This window comes from Streptococcus mitis, assembly GCF_946190275.1.
Lineage (GTDB): Bacteria > Bacillota > Bacilli > Lactobacillales > Streptococcaceae > Streptococcus > Streptococcus mitis_DC.
Window position 1 is genome coordinate 1 of record NZ_CAMHZQ010000019.1, and the last position, 20699, is coordinate 20699.

11 protein-coding genes are annotated in these 20699 nt (G+C 38.5%); 3 read left to right on the forward strand and 8 right to left on the reverse strand.

All coding sequences use genetic code 11. From position 1 onward, the window contains the following. From N8M20_RS08625 to N8M20_RS08650, 6 genes are all read right to left on the reverse strand, one after another. The coding region (locus N8M20_RS08625; RefSeq protein ID WP_261080304.1) for an SIALI-17 repeat-containing surface protein at nucleotides 1-1281 on the reverse strand (1281 nt) is incomplete at its 3' end. Nucleotides 1282-1322: 41 nt separating this feature from the next. Further along, nucleotides 1323-6983, reverse strand: a complete 5661-nt coding sequence (locus N8M20_RS08630) for a ZmpA/ZmpB/ZmpC family metallo-endopeptidase (protein ID WP_261080305.1) — start codon at nucleotides 6981-6983, stop codon at nucleotides 1323-1325. Between the two features lie 198 nt (nucleotides 6984-7181). Further along, a complete protein-coding gene (locus N8M20_RS08635; protein ID WP_261080306.1) occupies nucleotides 7182-8348 on the reverse strand; it encodes a hypothetical protein in 1167 nt (388 codons plus the stop codon). A gap of 17 nt (nucleotides 8349-8365) precedes the next feature. Further along, complete coding sequence (gene addA / locus N8M20_RS08640; RefSeq protein ID WP_261080307.1) at nucleotides 8366-12016, reverse strand: helicase-exonuclease AddAB subunit AddA; 3651 nt, start codon at nucleotides 12014-12016, stop codon at nucleotides 8366-8368. Continuing rightward, entirely contained in the window at nucleotides 12013-15288 is a 3276-nt protein-coding gene (rexB, locus tag N8M20_RS08645) for an ATP-dependent nuclease subunit B (protein WP_261080308.1), read from the reverse strand. Before rexB ends, addA begins: the two co-directional genes overlap by 4 nt. A 130-nt stretch (nucleotides 15289-15418) precedes the next feature. After that, nucleotides 15419-16090 (reverse strand): CPBP family intramembrane glutamic endopeptidase, encoded by a 672-nt coding sequence (locus N8M20_RS08650; protein ID WP_261080309.1) that lies wholly within the window; start codon nucleotides 16088-16090, stop codon nucleotides 15419-15421. Between the two features lie 217 nt (nucleotides 16091-16307). Here N8M20_RS08650 and N8M20_RS08655 point away from each other — a divergent pair, with 217 nt between their 5' ends. From N8M20_RS08655 to N8M20_RS08665, 3 genes are all read left to right on the forward strand, one after another. Next, entirely contained in the window at nucleotides 16308-17117 is an 810-nt protein-coding gene (locus N8M20_RS08655) for a Cof-type HAD-IIB family hydrolase (protein WP_261080310.1), read from the forward strand. Between the two features lie 141 nt (nucleotides 17118-17258). Further along, nucleotides 17259-18167: an ATP-binding cassette domain-containing protein gene (locus N8M20_RS08660; RefSeq protein WP_261080311.1), complete on the forward strand. Its 909-nt coding sequence runs from the start codon at nucleotides 17259-17261 to the stop codon at nucleotides 18165-18167. A 10-nt stretch (nucleotides 18168-18177) separates the two neighbouring features. Continuing rightward, nucleotides 18178-18930, forward strand: coding sequence for an ABC transporter permease (locus N8M20_RS08665; protein ID WP_261080312.1), 753 nt, complete (start codon nucleotides 18178-18180; stop codon nucleotides 18928-18930). A 40-nt stretch (nucleotides 18931-18970) separates the two neighbouring features. Here N8M20_RS08665 and N8M20_RS08670 read toward each other — a convergent pair whose 3' ends face one another. Beyond that, nucleotides 18971-19849 carry a sensor histidine kinase gene (locus N8M20_RS08670; RefSeq protein WP_261080313.1) on the reverse strand — a complete coding sequence of 293 codons (879 nt, stop codon included), beginning with the start codon at nucleotides 19847-19849 and terminating at the stop codon, nucleotides 18971-18973. Further along, complete coding sequence (locus tag N8M20_RS08675; protein WP_261080314.1) at nucleotides 19846-20547, reverse strand: response regulator transcription factor; 702 nt, start codon at nucleotides 20545-20547, stop codon at nucleotides 19846-19848. The genes N8M20_RS08670 and N8M20_RS08675 overlap by 4 nt, the downstream gene beginning before the upstream one ends. Between the last annotated feature and the right edge of the window lie 152 nt (nucleotides 20548-20699).

Sequence of the window (20699 nt, forward strand, 5' to 3'; positions counted from 1 at the left end):
ACCGCCAATTGGAGCTGTATATTCTGGTTTCTCATGAACTTCAGGTTCTACCAGATTACCACTAACTGGTGCTGTATGTTCAGGCTTCTCTGCTTTAGGAGCCTCGTCTGGAACAGTACCTACATGTTCAGTGTATGCTGGTTTTTCATGAACTTCTGGTTCAATAAGATTACCGCCAATTGGAGCTGTATATTCTGGTTTCTCATGAACTTCAGGTTCTACCAGATTACCACTAACTGGTGCTGTATATTCAGGCTTCTCTGCTTTAGGAGCCTCGTCTGGAACAGTACCTACAGGTTCAGTGTATGCTGGTTTCTCACGAACTTCAGACTCTACAAGTTTTGCACCTATTGGTTGCGTATAGTCAGGTTTTTCTACTTTAGGCGCCTCGTCTGGGACTGTACTTACAGGCTCAGTGTATGCTGGTTTTTCATGAACTGCTGGTTCAACTAAATTACCGCCAATTGGACCTGTATATTCGGGTTTCTCATGAACTGCTGACTCTACAAGGTTTGTACCTATTGGTTGCGTATAGTCAGGTTTTTCTACTTTAGGAGCCTCGTCTGGAACAGTACCTACAAGTTCAGTGTATGCTGGTTTTTCATGAACTTCAGGCTCTACAAGTTTTGCTCCTATTGGTTGCGTATAGTCAGGTTTTTCTACTTTAGGAGCCTTGTCTGGGACTGTACTTACAGGCTCAGTGTATTTAGGTTTCTCAGCTTTAGGCGCTTCATTAGGGATACTTTCCTGAGTTTCAGATACTGGAACATTTTTTGTCCCTTCATCCTTATGTTGAATTTCTGAAATTGCATTATCATCAAGGGATAAGTATCCAATATAACGATATCCAGCAATTTGAACTACTCCTTCATTACTTGGAGCTTTCAAAGGATTGCTTATATCGAGAGCTTGCATACTAGAAAGACTAATCAGTCCGATAGTAGTAACTAAGAACAAACTACTAACTTTTTTCTTTTTATGAACCAAAAGGACTAAACTACCAACAGCTAATAGACCTAAAGCTGTAAGCACAGAAGTCGATGAACTTGTTGCAGGAAGAGTTTCCTGCTGATAAATAAGAGCATAAGTTTCCTCATTATCAGTAGGAATTCCTGCCTGAATCTTGCTTTGTTCTTCCTTTGTAAGAGCGCTTTTTTCAACATAATGATAGGTAGAAGCATGAATTACTGACGGTGCAACCAAGACACTTCCGAGTAACACCGAACCAACAATCCCACAGATTTTTCGGATCGAAAATCGTTCTTTTTTAAATAATGACAAGCGTAATCACCTTCTTTAATTTTATTTCCTAACAGTAAACACTATTTTTTATTTTCAAAAATTGAACTTCTAAAATCATCAGTTTGGTCAAGATAAGCTTTAAAGATTGCTCTCTTCAACTTATGAACTGAACTATCAAATTCTGGTTTGTAATTACTCCAAGAATAACTATCCTCATATGCATCCTTTCGAACAGCTTCATCCATTAATCGCTGCAACTCAGTAACACTACTTATGGTTTTCGTAGAAAAACTAGTCCAAGGTTTTGTTGGATCATTAAAAGTAACTTTATTCAGTCTATCAAATTGAGCTACACGTTCATTGTACATAGCTTGCTTGAATTGTGTCCAAGTTTTATATTGACCATTAAATACTTTTTGAAGTACAAGTTCATCTGTCACTAATCCTCGGTCTTTACCATAAATAGTTATTTTTTTACCATTTTGTTTAGCAACTTCTTCGTATTGATTTGAGATATAAGGTACCATACCATCTTTAAATCCTTTAGCAGCTAATAGTTCATAGGCTATACGACGTCCCATTAGGTCACCTGGCGTTCCGTCATCATTACTTAATGCTGCATAAATCGGCGCAAATAGTTTTATAGTAAAGTATCCATTTCTTTCGTATTTACCTGAGGCATATTCCCTAGACGAAAGAATATTATTATCAATCAAATCATTGAATGAACGTAGTTTTTCAGCTTCTTCTACTGTTAGATCTCTGACAACATTTGTTGCATATACGTTATTTCCATCTGCTGGATCTTTCACAAACTTATTCTCAATTTTTCTGAGAGCTTTCGTTTTTTGATAATCGGTAAGGTTCTCTGTAATAGATTTTCCTTCGAGATATTCCAACATATAAACGACATCAAACATGTTGTGTACGTATTTCTGAAGATCTTTTGCGTCTGAAAATCTCGTAGTTGGATCAAGTACTTGTAATCGTTGTCCTTCTGTACTATCTGATTTCGAATGTTTCAATATAGAGTTGATGGTGATTGTCGCATCTTCTGGATGGTCTGGTGCTTGCAATAAGCCTTTTGCGAAGAACTCTGGTCCCAAGCCGCTTCTTCTTCCATATCCTCCAAGATAAATTTCCCTATCAGAGTTATGTGTCATTTCATGAGTATATGTTACCGCACCAGATTTATCTAACATACGATAAGCCATATAGTAGAATGCGTCACCTGTTGCATATGCACCATTAGCATTGTGAACAACATTATTTCCAGCAGGGCCAAAGAAGTTTTTAATAGCTGGATGATTAGTTTCAAAATTAGCTTCTTGTAACTTATTATCATTATCATTTCCAAATCTAAATGCATCATAGACTGGGACACTTCTAAATAATTTTTCTTTATTTTCTTTATCTAGAATTTTATACCAATAATCATAATGATCTCTAAATCGTTTAGCCGCTTCTTTTGCATTATCTTCTACAAATTTATTTAATTTCTCTCCCTTAGGATATTCAGGACTTCTATATCTATCATAAGCACCAAATCCAATAGTTGAAATATTGGCAATCATAAATATCATTTTTTCTTCTGGTAAAGTTAATAACGGTAAGACCATACTTTGATATTTCCATGATGGACTAGTTAATCTATCATAAACACCTATAGAGTGTTCTGTTCCTTGTTCTGACTGCTTAGAACTTACTTCAGGAATAGTAGATTTTTCTTCAACTATATAAGCTTTAGATTGTGTTTTAAACCAGTCGTTATTAGAAGTAGTTGGTAGAAATACTTTTCTATAACCTTCTAATGCTTTAAATAAACTTTCAGTTCCATAATTTTTCGCTAATAATACATTATAAGTAATTACATTATTTTTTGCTAATAAATTATTAAAGCCAGACTTACCTAATTCAATAACATTATCTAATGCAGAACTATTAGACTTACCGAAGAAATCTAAATGATATAATACTAAATCTTTAGCACTCGCATTATCATATTTAAAATTATACCAACGTTCTAGATAAGTTAAACCTAGAAGTAATGCTTCTTTATTATTCTTAATTTTTTCTATTACATAATTATCAATTATTGAATTACTATTTTCAGCTATTGCTGCATCAGCAGATAGAAGTTTTGATAAACTGTCTTTTATGTTTACTTTTGTTTTTTCAAATTGTTCATCTAGATATAATTCCGTTAATTTTATGTCATTAGAAATATCTAAGACATTTCTAACTCCAGCTGAACTATATTGAACAGATTTCAGGTCATTTAAAACAGCGTTTACAATATTATCATAATTATGCAATAGCGTATTAGGTGTGTATATTAATTTTGTATTAGCTATTTCATATTCTGCTACTTTAGAGAAATCTTGTAGATATTTTATATTTAATGTTTGAGAAGTATTATCTGAATAATGAAGTAACAGCTTATTAATACTAGCTTTATGTTTATTAATATCAGAAATTACTTCTTTCTCATGCATTGGAACTACAGACACAAGCTCTTTAGTAAATAAATCATTATTAGTATCCACTAAATTACCATATCTAACAATTGTTTCTCTATTATAGAAAGGTAATAGTTTCTCAATATTTTTATATACTTTCAACCTAGAAATATCAGCATCTTTTAAATTTCTATAATCCGTTTTATATTTAGAAGAGAAGTTAAAGTCTTCTGTTTTAATATTATTTTTATGAACAAGTTCAGCTTTTTTCTCCAGAACTTTATTATTTTCTAATACAGTTCCTCTTTGTATTTCTGAATCTCTACTTAGTATTTCATCATCTACTTGTACTACATTGACTACCTTATTATTTTTATTACTATAAGTGTTAGTTGCTCTTATTCCTTTAAAATCATAACCAGCAATAGCATTACCGTTCGTAACATTAACGTCACTTAATACATTTGTAAGTTGACCTGAGTTTCTTTCATCTGATGATTCTCTATCCCAAAGATACCCTGCAACTCCTCCAACATAACCAAAATGTTTTACATTATTAAGATTTCCTTCAACATAACTATTTCTGATAGTTGCATTTTTATCAACAACTCCCGCTATGCCACCAACAACCTGATCTCCTGTATTAGCATTTGTCGCCATATCGATAGATGAAATTGATCTATCAATCAAAGCACTAACTCCTGAAAGTTTTCCTACTAGACCACCTATTTGATAAGTAGCTTTTGTATCATAAGTATTCGTTATTCTACCAGTAAAACTACTATTAGATATTGTAGAGTTAGTTATTTGTGAAACTAAACCACCAATGCTACGCTCACCAGCAATTACACCAGATGAATGAACATTTGTAATTGTAGTACCATTATTCGCCTCTTTAGCAATTGTGGCAGCATCTTCTTTAGAAGAAACATTCGCTTCTTTTATTGAAAGTTCTCGAATATTAGCATGATTTAAAACATTAAATAACGGTTTTTTCAGATTATATATAGCATAGTTCTTATCATTGTTTGAACCTATTAATGTACCACTAAATTCGTGATTAATATAACTTTCTTTACCATCTGGAAGATCTACTTCACGAGCATCTATAGTCGCCCCTAGGCGGAACGTACCATGTGGGTTACTATTCATAGCATCTACAAGATTTTTAAATGATGTATAAACACCATTTTCACTACTTACCGTCTTAGGTAGGTAGTAAGTATAATTTTCTAAAGTACTATTGTTTTCGTGTTGAATTAGATCATTAGCTTGTCCTACAATTTTATAGACATCTTGATTATCTTTTCTAACGCTCTCAATACTCTTAACTGGCAACATAACATCTTTAAAGTTCTCTGATTTTACTTTCATAAAGTAATCAGTTGGAGTAGTTGGAACATTCGCAAGTGAAGTTACATGTCGATATTTATTATTTTCTACTGTATATAATTCCACGTTTGAAACATTTCTAAGTTCTAGTTTCTTGTCGACTTGTTTTTCTTCTTTAATTTTATCTTTAGGACGTTCCGCTTCCCCATTTGTAGGACTTGCCTCATTTTCATGTTTAGTCTCTTCTGCACTTGCTTGTTCGATTTTACCAGTATATTCTTTCGGTGCTTCTACTTTCTCTGGCTCGACTATCGCTCCAGCTTGTACGCCTGTGTATTCTGGTAGTGGTGCTACCTGCTCTGGTTCAACAATAGCGCCAGCTTGTACACCTGTATATTCTTTTGATGGTTCTACTTGCTCTGGTTCGACAATAGCTCCAGCTTGTGGGCCTGTGTATTCTGGTAGTGGTTCTACTTGTTCTGGTTCTACTATTGCTCCAGCTTGCACTCCAGCATATTCCGGTTCAACTTTTTCAGGTTCAACAATAGCTCCGGCTTGTACACCTGTATATTCTGGTAGTGGTGCTACCTGTTCTGGTTCGCCTTTATCTGTTACAACTGCTTCTGGCAACTCTGGTTGGACTGCTGGCTCACCTTTGTCGGTTACTACAGCTGCTGGTAGTTCAGGCTGAATTGCGGGTTCAACAATAGCTCCAGACTGTACTTCCTTATGTTCTACACCAGTCTCAGGTTGTTCCTTTATAACTTGAACTTTTTTAGTACCTTTTTCGACTATTCTTGGAACAGGCGCAGTCGTTGAAGTTGAAACAATTTCTCGTGAAACCTCTTCCTTGTTTACAGAGAATATTCTGACGATTTCAACTTTCTTACCTAATTTACCTTCTTGTTTTACTCTTACAGTTCCTTCAGCTAAATCAGGATTTTCTTGAATTTCTTCTTGAAAATCTATTTTTGTTTCTATAGTTTCGTCACGATATAAGAGTTCAGGTTTGTTCAATTGACCTGATAGAACTTCATCCTGTGGATTTAGTGTATTTACCCCAGTCTTTTCTTTTGGAGAAACCTTCTCGTCTTTCTTCGTTTCTAGACTCTTATGTTCGGCTAATTGTTCTTGAGAATCTGAAGATTGTTTCTCTTCTTTTCTTGGATTGATTAATTCAGTAGAGAAAGGTTTTTCAACTACTTGAACTTCTGTCGGCTTAGTTGAAGAAACAGGTGTTTGTTCCTGAATAGCTTGTACTGTTGATGGATGTTCTACAAAATTCGGTGTAACACTATAATCTACCTTTTGTTGTTTTGTAGGAGTGGCAACTGAACTATTTTGATTACTTACTTCAGAATCAGAAGTAGTTTTCCCCTCTTTGATATATCCAATATATGTGTAACCTGAAATGTCTTTAGGAAGAGGTAATTTTTCTCCAGAGGTCAATTCATAGTCCGTATTGTAATTTAGCAAAAGATGATTTTCTAAAGCATGGGCTGAAACTAAGACACCATTTCCTATTCCTGCAACCAATACTAAATGTAATACCGTTTTATTCTTAACCTTTTTCTTGGAGACGGCAAAAATTAAAATTCCCAGAGCAGCTACGCTAGCACCAGCAACTAGGGCTTGCATCTCATTCTTACTTCCGGTATTTGGTAAGTCTCCCAGTTGATTTTGGGAATTTAACTTATAAACAAGATAATAAGTCTCATCATCATTCTCCACGTATGTCGGAATATCATAAACGAGCTGATTCTTTTCTTCTGATGATAGCTCTGAATCTGTTACATATTTATAGTGAACTTCCGCATTTTCCTGAGCATCCACAGATGAACTAGCTAATACAGACATAAAAAATAAACTTGAAATCGTTGCAGATACAAGTCCTACTGATAATTTTCTAAATGAAAAACGTTCTTGTTTTTCACCAAAATACTTTTCCATGATTCCTCCTTAAAATAATATATATATTACGAAGACCTTTATTATATTAGTCTATTATCTATAAAAAAGGCAATACACTCTAATTATACTCTTAATTTACAAAAAAGTCTTAAAATTGAGATACGCTTTCATACTTTGTTTTATATTATTTTGGGGATACAATAACACCTACCATGGCATTTCCACGGTAGGTGTTACTCATATCAATAATCGTTCTAAAAATGGTTTGAGGCAGTTGAGGAGAATTCCTTCTATCCAGCTTTCCTGCGCTGAGGATAAATGTTCTACCTGAAGGCTTTCTTTAAGAAAATCACGGACTTGTTCTGGTGAGATTTCAAACTCAAAGGCTTTCATTTTATAGAAAAAGTCGAGCAGATGATCTGACAGATATTCAGTTGAAAATGGGACTTCTCCACTTTTTCGATATTCTAATAAGAGGCGAGCAAATCGGGATTTTTCTTCAGGAAGCTCACGAAAATAGGAATTGAGGAGCCAGATCTGCTTCTGCTTTCTTTCAATTGGACCCTGACCTGCAATTCGTTGGTCTTTTTCCAACTCTTTTTGGTATTGTTTGGCCTTGATAGCCCGTTCTGTTCGATTTTTGCCAAAAAGTATTTTCTCCCACTTGCGTTCTTCTTGAGTCAAGGTCTCCGTAAAGCCAAAATAATCTTGATAAGCACGCTCTGCTGGTCCCATGGCTAGAACCAGATTGTCTGCATATTGCTTGGCGATTTTATCCCTCTTCTTGCGCTCTTTCTCTGCCTGGATACGGAGTTCCTGTTCGTAGTTACCTAGCTTGACAAGATAGAGTTGGTCATCTGATTTGCCAAGTAAAAAGGGTTTGATACACTTTTCAAGGACTTCTTCCATACGAGCCTTCTTCTTGGGCTCCGCCTTGGTCCAACTTCCTCCTTGAAAGACTTCTAGGAAGAGCTGGTAGTCTCTCTCAGGCGCAAATTGATTGCCACGATTGGGTTTGAAAACACCTTTTTCCCAGAGCCATTTTAGAAGTCGCTCGTCAAAGTCACTTTTATTGACCTTGATTTTCTTCTTTTTCTGGGCTTTTCTGGTCAGATTTTCAACCTTTCTGAGCAGTTTTTCTTCCTCTTCCAGTTGCTGGTCAAGGGACAATCGATGAAAATGACGAACACAGTCGCTACCAATTGGAAAGAGGCGTTGGCCTGTGACACCGTTAAAGAGTTCGTAGGCGTACTTGATGGCATTCCCACAGACACAATTGCTACGGCCGATACCGTTAAAAATCAAGGAAACTTCATTCCATTCCTTGGTAGCTTGTTCCCAAGTATTAGCTTTTGAAGCCTGTAAAACCGCATCGTGCAGGGATTTTCTAACTGGAAGTGTCATGAGGTCTCCTTTCTAAATTATACTTTTACAACTTGAACCTCATCTTTACCGAGTAAAATCAAGTATTTGTCAATATTTTCAATCGAATAGGCTCGAGATAAAGCTTCTCCGTATAGGGCTAACTGACCACGATAGCGGTCTACGAGTTGACTTGGCTCATCATAACGGTCTGTCTTATAGTCGAACAGAATAATTTTGTCTTCATAAAGCAGATAGCCATCAAGGATACCACGGACAACAAAGTCTTCCTTACTCTTTTGGTCTCGTTTGAGCATGGAGAAAGGTTGCTCGCGATAAAGATGGTTGGTATTAGCGAGAATTTCCTGACCGAGTGCTGTGTCAAAGAATGCAAGAATTTTAGCAAGATTAATTTTTTTCCTGACAGCTTGGCTGGTTTGAACTTGTTTGATAGTTTCTGTTAGGCTAGCGAGGGTTTGTTGCTGACTGAGGTCAATTCTCTGCATGAGTTCGTGGGTAGCACTACCAATCTCAGCTCCTGTTACCTTTTCTTTGGTTGAAAAATCTGGCAAATCAAAGCTAATTTTCTTGTCTACTGACTGACCTTGACCTGCAATCTCGACACCTTCCATATCCATAACTGGTTCGTAGAATTTCTTGATTTGACTTGGGGTTTGAACACTAGGAAGTTCAATGGCTGCACGGTGAAGAGTATTATAAACTTCTACTTCTTTCAGCATTTCAAGCGCTTCTTTAATGGTTTCTGACTGACGGTTATCTGCTTGAGAGCTATCTTGGAGAGGACTCTTGTTTTCCAATTGACCAATAGCTTCTCTAGTCAACTGGTCTTCGCCAACAAAACGATAGCTAAAGTTGAGATTGTCCTTGGCAAACACTTTGCTGATAGCCCACACCCAATCTTGGAAATTCTTGGCTTGCAGTCTAGTATTGCTATTTAGTTTCCCATTTTTAGCTGCTGGGTATTCCTTGACTTCCAGCTTTTCACGAGAACCCTTGCCGACAAGATAGAGCTTTTTCTCAGCCCTCGTCATAGCAACATAAAGGAGACGCATCTGCTCAGAATAACTTGCCAGCTGCAGTTCTTCCTCATTCTGCCTATAGGTCAGGCTAGGAATAGAGAGCTTGATGGTTTTAGGATAGTGATCTTCCACTGCTCCTGTCTCCATTTTAGCAATATATTTGACACCAAGACCGTTTTTACGGCTGAGAATGACTTCTGACATAGAGTCTTGCTTGTTGAAATCTTGATCCATATTGAGAATAAAAACGTAAGGAAACTCCAGTCCTTTACTCTTGTGGATGGTCATGAGCTCTACTGCATCTTTTGGCGGTGCGACAGCCACGCTTGTCAAATCGTGCTGGGCTTCTAAAACTTGGTTAATCATACCAATAAAACGTGACAAGCCTTTGAAATTACTCTTTTCAAACTGGTCAGCTCGCAGTGCTAGGGCATAGAGATTGGCCTGTCTAGCAGGGCCATTTGGCAAAGCTCCAACATAGTCATAATAAAAACGGTCGTTGTAAATCTTCCAAATCAGGTCATAGAGAGAGTGAGTTTTGGCATACAAGCGCCAAGAAGCCAAGATATCCATGAATTGCTTTAGTTTCTCAGCTAGAGCTGAGTGAATTAACTCTTTCTGACTTGTTGCCTGTTTTTGTGCATTAACCAGTTTCTCAAAGAGATTTTCTTGGACTTTGTCCTCTGCTTTCTGAAGGGATAAACGTGCCAACTCGTCCTCATCAAAGCCAAACATTGGAGACTTCATAAGGGCGACCAAGGCATAGTCTTGAAGAGGATTGTGAATGACACGAAGAGTGTCTAGCATGACTTGCACTTCTAGGGATTGGAGATAATTGTTTTGCTCACCGTCTGTTTTGACAGGAATTCCATACTCAGACAGGGCGAGAAGAATCTGGTCATTACGACTGCGACTGGAGGTCAGAAGGGCAATTTCTTTAAAGGCAACACCTTGTTCCTGATGAAGTTTAAGGATTTCCTTGATAACTAAGCGCATTTCGCCTGTTAGTTTTGTGTCTGCTTGGTTATCTTCTTCCTCACCTGTGTCGTCCTTATCGTAGAGGAAAAATTCCGCCTTGTTGTCGGGATTAGGAGTCGGTTTGCTATTGGCAAAAACAAGCTGGTGCATGTTATCATAGTTGATTTCGCCGACCTCTTGGTCCATAAGGCGTTCAAAAACATCATTGGTTGCTGATAGCACTTCTGAACTACTACGGAAATTTTCTTTGAGGAGAATCAGCTTGCCCTCTTTTGGATTTTGCGCATAGCGTTGGAACTTTTCATTGAAAATCTGCGGATCTGCCTGACGGAAACGATAGATAGACTGCTTGATATCTCCCACCATAAAGCGATTGTGACCATTAGAAAGTAATTCCAGCATCCTTTCTTGAATATGGTTGGTATCCTGATACTCATCGACCATGACTTCATGGAAGCGATCCTGATAAGCATCACGGACTTGCGAGAAATTCTCTAAAATCTCAATAGTATAATGACTGATATCAGCGAACTCAAAGGCATTTTCCTGGCGTTTACGCTGACGATAAGCCTCTACAAAATCACTCATGAAGGTTTGGAAGGTCTTAGCTAGTTCCCATGTGTCTTGATGATAACGTTCTTGATAGTCGAGAATGGTTATCTGGTCTGACAGTTGTCCTAGTTTAGCAAACTGTGCCTTTCTTTCTTCGTTGTAGACATCAGCAAGAGGTTTCAAATCAGCCTTACGACTGGCATTAGTCAGAGATCGACCGTTTTTCTCTTTCGAAATTGCGACAACACGCGCAAGCACTGCCTGATAAGCCTGACTATCGGACTCCTGATTTAGGGAGCCAATTTCATCTAAAATCAACTGAACATTCTCTAGATAAGCAGCCTTTGGAAACTCCTTGGCATCACTATCCAGATGGTAACGGAAGAAACTTTCCAAGTCCCAAAGCGCCTGCTTGATTTGCTCAGTCAGTTTTTCTTTTTCACTGGTAAAATCAGCTTTTTCAAAGCCTTTTAGGAAAGACTCACTCAGCCATTTCTGAGGATTGCTGGTGGATTGGAGGAAGTCATAGATTTTATAGACTTGCTGGCGCAGCCCCCGTTCATCCTTGCCACGCCCTGCAAAGTTTTTCAGCAAATGACTAAAGGTCTCTTTCTGTTTGCCTTGGTAATGGGCTTCAAATACCTCATGAAAGACTTCGTTTTTTAGAAGGAGTTGCTCACTTTGGTTTTGTAAAATACGGAAATTAGGCGCAATATCAATCAGATAGCCATGTTTACCAAGGAATTTTTGTGTGAAAGAGTCCATGGTTCCGATGGCAGAGTTGGGTAGGTCTGCCAACTGGCGACCCAAGTGTTGTTTTAGCTCGACATCATCCGTTTCTTGGATTTGTTGGCTGATTTTTTTCTCCAAGCGCTCCTTAAGTTCTGTGGCAGCCTTGACAGTAAAGGTTGAGATAAAGAGTTGAGAAATTTCGATACCACGTGCCAATTGGTCCAGAATACGCTCGGCCATGACAAAAGTCTTCCCAGAACCAGCTGATGCTGAGACTAGTATATTCTGACCAGAAGTGTAGATGGCTTCGATTTGCTCAGCGGTTTTCTTTTGTTCCTTGCTCGAATTTGCTTCTGCTTCTTGCAGTTTTTGAATTTCTTCCTCACTTAAAAAGGGAATAGGCCTCATCGATTCAACTCCTCTCTTATTTTTTCAAACCAAGCTTGCTTGAGTTTTTCTCCGACCAGACGTTTGCCGTCAGCCAAGTCTAACTTCTCTAGGAAACGGGCTTGACCCAAGTGGTAATTGGCTTCAAATCCTGTGATGGCTTGGTGTTGCTGGACGTATGGGGCAATACTTCTGCCATTTTCGGTATAAGGATTAATGGCGAACTGGCCTGCTAAAATCTTCTCAGCTGCTTTCTTGTAAAGATGGGAATTGTAGTCCAGTAGGAGCTGGAATTCCTCATCCGTCAGCTGATTGGACTTGTTTTTGTTGTAAAATTCGCCCAAATGACTGCTTTCTTTTTCTAAAAAGATGCCTTGGTATTTCATAGATTTGCTGGCTTCTACTACTGCACCTGCCAGACTTTTAACGGCCATCAGAGATTGGACGGGCTCAGCCATTTCCAAGTACATAGCGCCGAAAAAGTTCTGCTCCCCTTCCTTTTTAAGGGCAGCAAGATAGGTTGGTAGTTGGGAATTGAGCCCATTAAAGAAATTCGGAAACTGGAACTGGGTCAAACTAGACTTGTAGTCTACCACTCCAATCGCTCCATCAGCTTTCAATCGGTCAATGCGGTCAACCTTACCTCGTACAAAGACACTGCGACCATTGTCCAATTGAATAAAGGCTTGGTCTTTACCGCCAAAATTCGCTTCCTCTTTGATGGTTTCAATAGCTGGATTGTGTCGGAGAATGTGGCCAGTCGTCCGTGCAACATCAAGCAAAACTTCCTTGGTAAACTGGGCTTCCAAACTTTCCTGATAAATAGCCTCAAATTCGCGTTCTTGACTGGTTTCGTGGATAGCTTGTTCTAGACGTTTGTCAAAGGAATCTTCGTTAGGCAACTGCAAGGCGCGTTCAAAAATGCGGTGTAAGAAATTCCCATGACTACGAGCATCTGGACGCAGGCGTAATTCTTCTTGCAAGCCTAAAACGTAGCGAAGAAAATAACTGTATTCATTGCGGTAAAACTCCGTCAAACCGGAGGTAGACAGGTAAAACTCCTGATCAGTAGGATAGAGAGCTTGTAAGGTATCCTTATCCAACTGCTTACTGCTTGGACTGGTTGGGAGGGCTGGATTTTCCAGACCTTGCTGGTCTAGTTTTTTACCCATGACACGCGCCAAAACTTTAATAAATGTCAAATCTTGCTCAGTCTCACTCATCTCGCCCTGCTGGTGATAGGCAACCAGACTAGACAAAAGACTGTGATATGACCCCATATCTTCCTTAGATAGCCCTTTGTGATTCAACCTCTTCTCTCTCCGCCTAAATCCCAAATGGACCAGCTCTTGCAGATAGGCTGACTCCTTACTTTCACTTTCATTAAAAAGGCTTGGAGCCGACAAAACCAACTGCTTACGAGCAGAATTGACCAAGGAAAGCATAGTATAGCGATTTTTCTTGAGGTTTTCACTGCTGGCAATCTGCAATTGCGTTCCCTCTTCAGTCGTTTGGTTTAAATTTTGTCTTTCTTCATCTGTCAAAAGGCTGGTATTCTGCGCGATTTTTGGTAAACTGTCCTGAGTTAGCCCAATGGCGTAGACAAAGTCAGAAGTCAGTGGTGCAATCAAATCGTAACTCTGCACCAGAACGGTGCCCACTGTCGCTGGAATGGTACGGTATTGGGACAAACTCATTCCAGAATGGAGCAAGGCTAAGAAGTCTTCTAGACTAACCTGTGAACCAGCAAAAACGGTCGCAAATTGTTCTAAAACATGACAGAAAGCCTTCCAAACTTCGGCTTGTCTTTCCTGTTCTAGGGCTTCCATGGTGGCTGTTAAGTCTTGCAACTGCTTAGTCACCGCTCCTTCTTTTAGAAAAGAGTTCCACTTTTGCAAGAGATTTTCAGCCTTCTGCTTTCGGCTAGCAAAGAGGGTTTCAAGAGGTGTTAAAATACGCAGACGAAGAGCATTTAAACGTTCCAGATTAAATTTTCCATGGTGGGATTTGGTAAAGGTTTGCTGAAAGGCTGGCAAGCCATTGATACCAAGATAGCGGATATATTGCTCAAAAGCATCAATATCAGCTTGACTAAGGTCGGTATACAAACCTGTTCTGAGGAGGTTAATCAAATCTTCCTGACGGAAACGATAGCGTTTCAAAGCTAAAATAGATTCGACAAACTGTGTCAAAGGGTGGTGAGCCATGGATTCGCTTCTACCAAGATAGAAAGGAATCTGATACTGGTCAAAAATGGTTTTGAGAGATAACTGATAAGAAGCTACATCGCCCAAGAGAATACGAAAATGCTTGTAGCTCAGGTCTGAGTTCTCATGTAATTTCTGACGAATGCTGCGGGCTACTAACTCCAACTCCTCCTTTTGTGTCAAACAAGACCAGATTTGTAAGTTTTCACGGTCCTTATCATCTAAATCAATTGTTAATTCTGAAAAGTCATAAGAAGACTCCAGCAAACGAGAGGCCTTGTCAAAACTATCCATCTTCTCATGAGTTTGAGAACAGTCCTGAGCAGACGTTTGGTATTTAGAGGCTAGATGATGGAGAAACTCCACACTGGCTTGGTATAGATTTCCCTCGCTAAAAGGGCTAGTATAAGCTTTCTTACTAGCATAGGCTCCAATGACAATCTCAACACCCTTGCCGTGAACTAGGTCCACAATCCGCTCTTCCTCAGCAGAAAAACGAGTAAATCCATCAATAACCAAGGCGATTTGAGTAAAATCACTACTAACTTTGTCATTCACAATAGCCTCAATCAAATGGGATAACTGACTTCCTTGAGCCAACTGACCCTGATTAAGATAGGCCGTTACTTTCTCAAAAATCAAGACTAAATCGGCCCTCTTGTCCTCATCCGTCAAACTCTCCAAGTCCAAAAAACTCATCTGAGCCTTGGTCATTTCGTGATACAATTCAATCAACTGCTGGATAAACTGAGGATCCTGCTTAATCGCACCATAAACACGTAAGTCTTTGGGATCAAGTTCAGCAAGACATCTGTAAAAGGCCATCCCAAGACCAATATCATCAAGACTGGTCTTGGCAGGCAAGTCATTCAAGACTAGGTAACGAGCCATTTGAGCAAAGCGCGTGACGGTAATCGCAAAAGAAGCCTGCTGGGACAAGCATTCCAGCACAGCGCGTTCCTTTTCAAAAGAAAGAGAGTTGGGAGCGATGTAGAAGACCCGCTTGCCCGCGGCAACTAGCTCCTCCGCCTCTCTGGTTAGAATTTCTGTCAAAGAAGTCCGAATATCAGTATAAAGTAATTTCATCTCAGCCTCGTTGGAATTTTTCATTATCTTTTATTATACCATTTTTTAATTAAGCAATCCTGTAAATAATCAGTTCTTGCTCATTTGTTGAAAAGAAAATGCCGGAAAATTCCGACATTGTTTTAGTAAGCTAACTTCCTGAAAATAGGAGTAACCACAAGTTCCAGAAGGCTGTAATATTGATGAGGATATGAACCACTATTGGATAGCAGAGAGTTTTTGTCATGCGATACAATAGAGCCAAAATAAGACCTCCACTAGCATAAATGAAAAAGGCAAGAGGTGTTAAAGCGAAATTGATATGAATACAACCGAAAATAATAGCAGAAAGCAAGACATCTCCGTACCAAGGTGAATTTTTGAAAAAGGTTGTCATAAGCACACCGCGATAAATCAATTCCTCAGAAATAGGGCCGATGAAACAAACTAAGAGCAAGAAATAGGGAAACTCCTGTCGCCCCATCATTTCTATCGTTTCATTCAAAGAAATTTGATTCGAAGACGAGGGTATGAAATAAGACAAGAGGAAGTCGGACATATACGAAATGATGTAGCCCAGTAAAAGGTAGATAAAGTACCTCAACTGCCACTTGAAATGAAAAGTTTTCTTTCCTGAAAAAACTAGTAGATAGATAACTGCTGACAAAAGAACTCCACTCTCCATCAAAAGCAGAATCTGAAAAAATTCACGACTTGCTGGTAGATAGGGCTTTGCGAGGTGATTGAAAACTTTCCAAAACCAAGTTGATTTGTAAAAAATTAAGGACAATGCTAGTAAAATCTGAATAATCCGTTTTTTCATATTAAATCCTCTGTTTTTCTTGACTAGCTTATTGAATATAATGGTTTGCTTAATTGAATCACAAGTTTAGTATAGCATATCTTTTCGAAATATCCTCTTCCAATCATAAATTGTCATCAAAACATCCTAAACTGTAAAATCAGTTAGTCCTACCCTTTTACCAATTTCTTCTCCAAAATATGATATAATAATACAAAAAGATAAAGAAGGAAGTCTTATGATTAAACTACTAGCCTTGGATATGGACGGAACCCTCCTCAATGAAGCCAAGGAAATCCCACAAGCTCACATTACTGCTATTCACCAAGCTATCGAAAAAGGTGTCAAACTTGTTCTCTGTACGGGTCGCCCGCTTTTCGGTGTCCTCCCCTACTATCAAAAACTGGGGCTTGGCCTCCAGAATGAGTATGTTATTGTTAACAACGGTTGCTCAACTCACCAGACAAGTTATTGGAGTCTGGTTGACTGGCAAGAACTTAGTCCAGCAGACATCGAATACCTCTATGACCTAGCTGAAAAAAGTGATGTTCAGTTGACTCTTTTTGATGAGGAACATTATTTTGTCCTCGGTGGTAAGCCTAATGAAATCATTCAAAATGATGCCAAGCTAGTCTTTTCAGACCTGACAGAAATTTCCCTTGAGGAAGCAACTAGTGGCAAGTATCGCATGTTCCAAGGTATGTTTTTGGGAACAAAAGAGCAAACAGATGATTTTGAAGAGCGTTTTGCTACAGAACTCTGTCAACGATTCAGTGGCGTTCGTTCGCAACCTGTCATTTATGAAGCCATGCCACTTGGAACGACAAAGGCTACTGCTCTTTCTCGACTAGCTGAGATTTTGAAGATTGAGCCATCAGAAATCATGGCCATGGGCGATGCCAATAACGATATCGAAATGCTCCAGTTTGCAGGACTTGGCATTGCAATGGGAAATGCCAGCGATTATGTCAAATCTCTTGCGGATGCCGTTACAGCCAGCAACGAAGAAGACGGCGTTGCGCGTGCCATTGAGAAATATATTTTATAATTAAGAAGCCCAGTTCATGTCAACTGGGTTTTGATATTTAAGAATTCTTAAAACTTTAGAAACTCTTTAGAAATCCTTGAGCTTTCTTTGATTTCTATGCTTTATACTAAAGTTAACAAAATAAATCAAAAGGAGAGAATCATGAAAACAGTACTTGACATTCATGGATTGTCCAAAAACTTTGACAAACAAGCTATTCTTCAGGATCTTCATCTAACGATAAGAGAGGGAGATATTTATGGACTTATTGGGAAGAACGGAGCTGGGAAGACCACATTGATAAAAATCATTACGCAACTACTCTTTGCAGATAAAGGGACTGTTTCCCTCTTCTCTAGCCAAACGAAAAATGAGTGGACCAAGGCTCTATCTCGAGTAGGTTCAGTGATCGAATCACCTGTAGCTCATAATCACTTAACAGCCTACCAAAATCTGAAATATTACTGTATGATTCGGCATATTCCAAATGCTGATCAAGTCATTCGAGAAACACTGGACTATGTAGGTTTGTCCGATACAGGTAAAAAAGTCTTTCGAGATTTCTCTCTGGGAATGAAGCAAAGACTTGGCATCGCTATTGCCCTTCTATCCAAACCAGACTTCCTGATTTTAGATGAACCTATCAATGGACTTGATCCAATCGGTATCAAAGAATTTCGTCTGATGATTCAACGGCTCAATCAAGAAAAAGGGATCACCATTCTCATCTCTAGCCATATCTTGTCAGAACTCTATCTCGTAGCAAATCGCTTTGGTATTTTAGATCAAGGTAAGATTATCCGTGAAATCAGCAAAGCTGAATTTGAAACACTAAGTGAGGATTATATTGTGCTTAAGACAGCTGATAAAGAGAAAGCTTGCCAAGTATTGAAAGAACAAATCCAGCTCCAGTTCAAGGTTGTTAATTCAGAAAACGAAATCCACATTTTTGGTCAGGAACAAGATGTCAAACAGATTCTTAAGAAATTAACCTTAGCAGATGTCGCTATTGACGAGATTTACTACGCCCGTCAAAACCTAGAAGAATACTTCACTCAATTGGTAGAATAGGAGGAAAATCATGATACATACCATTCAAGCAGACTTTTACCGTCTTTTCCGTTCCAAAGGATTCTGGATTACAGAGTTCATTCTCTTTTCTCTCATGCTAATGGGCGCAAGTATTGGAGCTACTGGCCATCTGATGGCAATCCAGACAGAAGAGCCAGAAATTCCAACCCATGGTTGGGACGGTGTACAAGCCCTGATTAATGCATCTAGTCAAGGTTCAAACCTCGTTTTTCTCTGTATTATTCTAACTTGCCTCGTTCTCGGTGTTGATTTAATCGGAAAGCTCTATAAAAATAGTTTGACAGTAGGTGTTTCACGTACAGAGTTTTTCCTTGCCAAAGCCTTTGTAGTAGCTTGTATTGCACTTTTGCAACTTATCATCAGCCTTGTGATTGCCTTTATTCCAGCAACTATCTTAAATGGATTTGGAACCATGCCTGATGGCTTTATTGGTAATCTACTGATAACCATTTCCCTTCAATTGCTTTGCCTCCTTGCTTGGCTTTCCATTGTTTCCTTCATCCTCTATGTTAGTCATTCTTATCTTGCAGTATTTATTGGTTATTTGGTCAGCTCTATCTTACTTTCTATGCCAATGCTCATCTTCCCAAGTATCAAAATTTTGCCATATTTATCACTACAGTTTGCCTATGCTATGACTGCTAATAGTGAATCCATTTTCTATACACTTATAATTAGCTTAGCTGTTATTCTAATCTTTAATCTAAGTGGACTGGCAGTTTTCAAAAAGAAAAGTCTATAAAAAATGACCTCCTCTAGCCTACAGAGGAGGTTTCTTTTTGTTAAAAATAAATGAAAACCGACAACCACTGCCCATCTGTGCTTAGTTTCATCTCTGCACCGAGAAGATGACATAATTCCTTAGTGATATAAAGGCCTAAACCAGAGGATTCTTCCGTGTCTGATAGATTTTCAGAATAAAAACGATTGCTGAGATTTTCTATTTTTTTGATGGGCTGTTTGACAAGGTTTGCAATCTCTAAGACAAGCTGTTCCTTTTCCTTTCTCAAAGATAGACGCGCTTCTTCCTTGCCATGTTTGAGAACATTCCCAAGCAAATTTTGTAAAATTCGATCCAGCAAGTCTTCATCAGTCCTCATTTTTAAATCATCTTCAACCTTAAAATCAAGCGTGATATTTGCCGCCTGAAAAACATCATAATAAGTCAGAGTCTTCTTGGTGATAAAAGCTGAAAAATCCACTTCTTCCAGTTTCGGTTTGACAGCTCCTTCCATCAAACGACGATATTCTAGGAGAGCCTCCAAACGTTTGGAAACTAAATCAAGATGCTGGGCTATTTTTTGTAGGGTTTCTGCTTTGTTTTCAGGAGTTTTTATCAATTGTTGAGTGTAGCCTGAAGCGATAGTCAAAGGAGTCCGAATATCATGGGCAATATTGCTGATGGCCATATCCAGAGTCTGTTTTTCCCTTTTCATCACCAATCGAGATTGTTCTACTTCCTGAAATAGATTTTCAATCTGCTGGTAGAGATGTAAAAAATGTTTGGAAAAAATGCTGACTCCGACTCTTTTCATACTACCTGTGAGAATCTTGTCTTCAATCTGTTGACTCAAGTTTTTAAGTGCTAGATGGTAGCGAATCAATGCAATCGATAAAATAATTAGGAGTACCAATAGGATAAAGATTATCATGTAGGTCATTGCTTGTCTCCTTTTAATCTTACCCCAACTCCCCAAATGGTTTCAATATATTCTTGAGTTGGGTCAAGCTGGTTTAATTTTTTACGAAGATTACTCAAATGCGTATTGAGGGTATTATCTCCAGGTAGATAACTCTCCTCCCAAACCAATTCATAAAGTTCTTCCTTGGTGAAGATCTTCTTTGGATGTTTTAGGAGAGTTTGAAGAATCAAGCATTCTTTCTTAGCAAGGCGAATGGTTTCCTGACTATTTTTGATTTCGAAACTTTCTGCATCAAACTGGATATTTTTCAAGTTTTGTGGCAGATTTTCAGTTTTTCCTATTTCCATAGGCTGTTTTTCTGCACTTTGGCGTAATTGAACAGTAACTCTAGCAAAGACTTCGTCCAAATCAAAAGGTTTGACTATGTAATCATTGGCACCGTCTAAGAGGTATTGACTGATTAACTTCTTATCGCTCAAAGCTGTTAGCATAATGACTGGAGTTTGACTTTGTTCCCTGATAGCTTTTAAAACCTGATCCCCATTTTTCCCAGGAAGCATGATATCTAGCAAAACGAGGTCAATCCCACCTTGGTCAAAACGCATGATTCCTTCTGTACCAGAGAAGGCTTGAATCACCTCATGCTCCTCAGTAAGAAGTGTTCGTAAAATCTCTTGAATGTCACTATTGTCTTCAATAACCAATATCCTAGCCATAAATACCAACCTTTCTGCAACTATTATAGCATGTTTTATTGATAAAGCTTAAACAGAAAAGCTCCTCGCATCAAAGCGCGAGAAAGCCTTAGAGGGTTAAAATATAAAATCCACTTGCTAGATGACCTAGTATCTTATAGTTGCTAGTGAAA

Excerpts from the sequence above, each read along its gene's own strand:
- N8M20_RS08660 (WP_261080311.1), top strand. The coding sequence starts at position 17,259 with ATGAAAACAGTACTTGACATTCATGGATTGTCCAAAAACTTTGACAAA.
- N8M20_RS08655 (WP_261080310.1), top strand. The coding sequence starts at position 16,308 with ATGATTAAACTACTAGCCTTGGATATGGACGGAACCCTCCTCAATGAA.
- N8M20_RS08650 (WP_261080309.1), bottom strand. The coding sequence starts at position 16,090 with ATGAAAAAACGGATTATTCAGATTTTACTAGCATTGTCCTTAATTTTT.
- N8M20_RS08630 (WP_261080305.1), bottom strand. The coding sequence starts at position 6,983 with ATGGAAAAGTATTTTGGTGAAAAACAAGAACGTTTTTCATTTAGAAAA.
- N8M20_RS08670 (WP_261080313.1), bottom strand. The coding sequence starts at position 19,849 with ATGACCTACATGATAATCTTTATCCTATTGGTACTCCTAATTATTTTA.
- N8M20_RS08665 (WP_261080312.1), top strand. The coding sequence starts at position 18,178 with ATGATACATACCATTCAAGCAGACTTTTACCGTCTTTTCCGTTCCAAA.
- N8M20_RS08635 (WP_261080306.1), bottom strand. The coding sequence starts at position 8,348 with ATGACACTTCCAGTTAGAAAATCCCTGCACGATGCGGTTTTACAGGCT.
- addA (WP_261080307.1), bottom strand. The coding sequence starts at position 12,016 with ATGAGGCCTATTCCCTTTTTAAGTGAGGAAGAAATTCAAAAACTGCAA.
- rexB (WP_261080308.1), bottom strand. The coding sequence starts at position 15,288 with ATGAAATTACTTTATACTGATATTCGGACTTCTTTGACAGAAATTCTA.
- N8M20_RS08675 (WP_261080314.1), bottom strand. The coding sequence starts at position 20,547 with ATGGCTAGGATATTGGTTATTGAAGACAATAGTGACATTCAAGAGATT.